The organism is Streptococcus fryi (assembly GCF_053206505.1).
The window spans coordinates 1-5,126 of the sequence record NZ_JBRUGW010000054.1; the positions used below are offsets into that span (position 1 = coordinate 1).

Annotated in this window: 6 protein-coding genes; all 6 read right to left on the bottom strand. The window is 40.2% G+C overall.

The window, feature by feature from the left end; genetic code table 11:
• Positions 1-271: 271 nt before the first annotated feature.
• Entirely contained in the window at positions 272-1,171 is a 900-nt protein-coding gene (gene era / locus ACVRZH_RS09715; protein ID WP_447455088.1) for a GTPase Era, read from the bottom strand.
• Positions 1,172-1,210: 39 nt separating this feature from the next.
• Positions 1,211-1,615, bottom strand: a complete 405-nt coding sequence (locus tag ACVRZH_RS09720; protein ID WP_447455089.1) for a diacylglycerol kinase family protein — start codon at positions 1,613-1,615, stop codon at positions 1,211-1,213.
• The gene (gene ybeY / locus ACVRZH_RS09725; RefSeq protein ID WP_447455090.1) at positions 1,596-2,093 is read right to left on the bottom strand and encodes an rRNA maturation RNase YbeY; all 498 of its coding nucleotides are present in this window, start codon (positions 2,091-2,093) and stop codon (positions 1,596-1,598) included. The genes ACVRZH_RS09720 and ybeY overlap by 20 nt, the downstream gene beginning before the upstream one ends.
• 203 nt (positions 2,094-2,296) lie before the next feature.
• Positions 2,297-3,202, bottom strand: a complete 906-nt coding sequence (locus tag ACVRZH_RS09730; protein WP_447455091.1) for a hypothetical protein — start codon at positions 3,200-3,202, stop codon at positions 2,297-2,299.
• Between the two features lie 93 nt (positions 3,203-3,295).
• A complete protein-coding gene (locus ACVRZH_RS09735; RefSeq protein ID WP_447455092.1) occupies positions 3,296-3,862 on the bottom strand; it encodes a GNAT family N-acetyltransferase in 567 nt (188 codons plus the stop codon).
• Complete coding sequence (locus ACVRZH_RS09740; RefSeq protein ID WP_447455093.1) at positions 3,831-4,829, bottom strand: PhoH family protein; 999 nt, start codon at positions 4,827-4,829, stop codon at positions 3,831-3,833. The genes ACVRZH_RS09735 and ACVRZH_RS09740 overlap by 32 nt, the downstream gene beginning before the upstream one ends.
• Positions 4,830-5,126 lie beyond the last annotated feature (297 nt).

The window sequence follows — 5,126 nt, forward strand, 5'->3', positions numbered from 1 at the left end:
GAAACTTTGACAACTTTAAAAGAAGGATTTTGATTGCCTTGAACATCAAAAAGGAGAGAACCAATCTGATTCTCTCCAGATGTTAGCTTTTCATCTACCCACTACAGTTGACAAAGAGCCAAAAAAGCCTGTCTAGCTTACGCAAAGGTAAATCAGACAGACTTTTTTATAGATAGCTAGGCAATACCTAAACACTGAGTATATTACTTAGACAAGGCCCTACTTTAGCACGAATAGATGAGATATAATCTTCTGACATCTTCAAAACGACCTAATACTCATCCTTATTATAACCAAAGTCAGCTAAATCGAGTTTTTTATCACGCCAATTTTTCTTGACTTTGACCCATGTTTCGAGGAATACCTTGTCACCGAGCATAAGCTCGATATCACGACGAGCCATTGAGCCGATTTTTTTCAGCATTGAACCTTGTTTACCAATGATGATCCCTTTTTGGCTATCACGTTCAACCATGATCGTTGCTCGTATATGCACCTTATCCGTCTCTTCATCACGGGACATTTCCTCAATCACAACGGCTACTGAGTGTGGAATTTCTTCACGCGTTAGGTGCAAGACTTTCTCCCTAATCATCTCAGACACAAGGAAACGCTCTGGGTGGTCTGTAATCTGGTCAGCAGGGAAATACTGGAAACCTTCTTCCAAGTTATCCTTCAAAATTTCCATCAAACGATTAACGTTATTCCCCATAGTAGCAGAAATCGGCACAATCTCTGTAAAGTTCATTTGCCCACGGAAGTCATCAATTTGTTCCAACAACTGATCAGGATGTACCTTGTCAATCTTGTTAATAACCAAGATAACGGGAATATTGGCATTTTTCAAACGCTCAATAATCATATCATCGCCTTTACCACGTTTTTCATCGGCAGGAACCATGAAAATAACCGTCTCGACTTCACGAAGCGTGCTATAAGCCGACTCCACCATAAAATCACCCAAAGCCGTCTTAGGTTTATGAATACCAGGCGTATCAATAAACACAATTTGTTCCGTCTCGGTCGTATAAATCCCCATAATCTTGTTACGCGTCGTCTGAGCCTTGTCACTCATAATCGCAATTTTTTGACCCATTACATAGTTCAAAAAGGTTGATTTCCCAACGTTTGGGCGACCTAAAATCGCCACAAATCCAGATTTAAAAGTCATATTTTCTCCTTATTATTAACATATCCTATCGGGGCTTGGCTACCCCAACAAAAGACCCCATAGTTTTGGTAAAAAAATCAGTAAACCCGTTAGGGCTGCAAACAGTGACATGACCAATACAGCACCTGCCGCCATGTCTTTCGCATTCTTGGCTAACATAGAAAAATGATAGTCACTAGCTAAATCCACTACATTTTCCAGAGCAGAGTTGATGATTTCAAAGGCAATCACCAAAAAAATGCTCAGGAGTAAAAACAGCCATTCCACCAAGCTGACGCCAAAAAATAGCCCAGCAAGTATGACGACAACAGCAGTTGCAACATGCTTTTTCATGTTGCGTTCTTCTTTGAAAGCTGTCACTATACCTGTCAAAGCAAATTCAAGACTAGCGATGAGGTCTCTATTTTTCCACTTTTTCGGGGATTTAGTCTCGTGTAAGTCCATAAGCCATCAAAATCTCCTCTTGCAAGCCAAACATTTCCTTTTCTTCCTCAGGAGTGTAGTGGTCATACCCATTGATGTGTAAGAAACCATGTACCGCTAAAAAGCCCATCTCTCGCTCAAAACTATGCCCGTAATCTTCTGCCTGTTCTTTAGCCTTATCAATAGAAATAAAGAGTTCTCCAATATAGGCATCAAATTCAGACATCAACTCAGCTAGTTCTTCATCTGATTCCAAACTATCGGTGTCAAAACTAATCTCCTCTTCTGGTTTGTACTCCAAACTAATCACATCGGTTGGTCTATCGGTATCACGATATAGCAGATTGAGCTCATGACTACGACTATTGGTCACAAAAGTCACTGCCATCTCTTTATCTTCTTTACCAAGTTTTTGGGCTGCAAATTCAAGCAAATCCATCGTTTGCTGCTTAATCGCCTCAGAGACCAAACCAGTCTCATCAATCATTTCTACGTACATAGGCCATCTTCTTTTCTATAAGTATTTTTACCATTATACCATATTTGACCTATTAACGCTTGATAGACAGTGCGGGAAACACAAAAGTACTGGATTGAAAATCCTTTAGGATATGCCATAAACACTTCTAATCACAACTCTCAACTGCAAAACGTCAAAAGCTAGGGGATTGCCCTAGCCACCTCAAAATATTCTTGAATCATCTACCATCTTGGCTCAGCCTCAAAGACCCAACGTCGTGTCCAAGAATGGCTTTCTCCTGGAGCAATACTGATGGTTTGAATGATTTCTGGACTGACAATATGGTCTGTCGCCCAAAGCAAAAGGCCTGTAGGTTTGACAGCATCAATACCAGTCACACTAGCCTTAGCTCCCTGATGAAGCAACTGCCATGTAAACGTCTCACCCAAATCAGCCCTATCTGTGCTGAGAACACTAAGTGAGACATCCGTTTCACATTTATCAAAACGAATGGCTTTACCGTCAGCAATAAAGTTATTATGATCGTAACCACCAAAACCTTCTAAACGCTCCTGTCCCAGATCATTCATATTTGGCAATTCCAAACGATAGTCTGGTGAAATGGCCATACCATCAATGCTGAGGAAATTATGGCAATATTCTTCGGTCACAATAGCCTTTTTACCAACATTCTTTATGGTTGCTTCCAAAATTAAGACATTATCCTCGATACGAATGGTCTTTTTAACCTCAGCAGCAATCCCAAGACACTCCACTGGTTCTGTCACAAAGGTTGTCGAGGTCTCTGTGGACGTATAATGAACGGGGAAAGGAACAACCTCATCGTATTTATGCGCAAATTGATAACCTAAATCACTATCTTGCTTGATGAGACCCACGCCCAGTTTTGGAAAATAGTCGCCAATCTCAGCACCTTCGCTAAAATCACCTGAAAATTCACAACACAACCCTCGACCACCAGACGATAAATGCCGTAAATTCATGGGCTCGTTGGCTCCAAAATGGGTATCCCCATCTAAGACGACCTCCGAAATAAAGCCTGCTCGGTCAAAGCGAAAGGTATCATTAGGACGCTCTCCTGGTTCAGCAATCTCAACCCTAAGTCTATTATTTGTTAAATAAATCATCAAAAAACCTCCTTTAAAACGCTTTCATTATATCACGCCTTGAATGCTTTGTATAGCGTTCTTAAACAGGTAAATAAAATGTCACAAATAATCCTAAATAGTGCTTACTGTTTCATCTACCCACACATAAATATCAGCATCTTCCCAGCCTGATGGCTCATTGAGAAAGGCTTTGCGTCTCCCTTCGTAATCAAAACCAGATTTTTCAAGTAAAGCTTTAGAGGCTTCATTATCTACCAGAACATGTGCTTCTAGCCGATGAAAGCGTAGCGTTTGATTGTTCATATGAAGTAGAGCTTTCAAAGCCGCAAGACCATAACCACGTCTCCAACAATGGTTGTGTACAAAATAACCAATCTCTGCCCAAGCCAAAAAGTCTTTATCTAATATAACAAGGTCAACTGCTCCTACATGAGCACCTGTTTCAGCATCAAAAACCGCATAAATATATTGTTTATGCGAGTTTGCCAAATCTCTATGCCGATGAACAAGCTCTTCAAACCAAGCTTCATCACAAGCAGTCAAATCTAAATAACCCTTGTCATAAGGCGACTGAGAGGCCAAGCGTTTTGCGAAACCTTGATACCAAGCTTGATAATCCGTCTTTTCCAACGGACGTAAAACCACCTTAGCCATCATCTCGCTCACTTTCATAAGCATTGATAATATCTGCGACAACAGGATGTCTCACCACATCTTTAGCTGAAAAATGAACAAAATCAATCTGAGGAATCGTTTTTAATTTTGACATCGCATCAATCAGACCTGATTTGACCTGTCTAGGCAAGTCTATCTGGCTAGTATCTCCGTTGACAATCATTTTAGAATGAAAACCTAAACGGGTCAAAAACATCTTCATCTGCATAATTGTGGTATTCTGAGCTTCATCTAAAATCACAAAAGCATCATCCAAGGTACGCCCACGCATATAAGCTAACGGAGCAATCTCGATAATTTCCCGCTCCATTAAGCGCGTGGTCTGCTCTTTACCTAAAATCTGATATAGCGCGTCATAAACAGGACGCAAATATGGATCCACTTTTTCCTTCAAATCACCTGGCAAAAAGCCAAGACTTTCACCTGCTTCAACGGCAGGACGAGTGAGGATAATTCTCTTAACTTGACCACGTTTCAAAGCTGTCACCGCCAAAGTCACTGCCAAGAAAGTTTTACCCGTTCCTGCTGGACCAACACCAAACACAATATCATGGTGTTTAACACTATCTACATAGGTTTTTTGCCCTAAGGTTTTGACACGAATAGGCTTACCATAGTTGTCCTTAATAATTTCTTCTTCGTACAAGGCTACAAACTTATGGATGTCTCCTGATTTTGCCATTGACAAGGCTGTCACTACATCTGGTGTGTTAATAATCATGCCACGACCAACCAAGACCAGTAAGGCATTGATCACTAATTGAGCAAGGATGACATTTTCCTCATCTCCCACTAACTGAACCTTTTCAGTTCTAGCATGAATGGTGAGGGCTAACTCTTTTTCAATCAATTTCAGATGACGTTCATTGGTACCAAATAAGCTCAATAAGTCATCTGGATGATGTAAGGCTATGTCTACTGAATAATCTTCCAATTTTTTACCTCGTTTTTCTGATATTAAGTGATACATCATCATATAGTCTAACGTTTAGCAACGACCACTTAAACCATTAGAGATATATCATCATAACTCCCAACTTTTCCTATACTTAAATACCATTATAACAGGCAATATCCAAAAAAACCAGATTTTTAAGTGAATCTAGCAATGGATCCCCAAACCAAACATCCGACCTCCTAAATCAGGCTCTATAATTTCTGTAGTGGGTAACTCCACCATAGAGATTATAGGGCCTTTTGAGTATCAAAAAGTCCCATATGACCTATAATGAAAAGCAAGCAAACCATCATTAGAAAGACTCATATG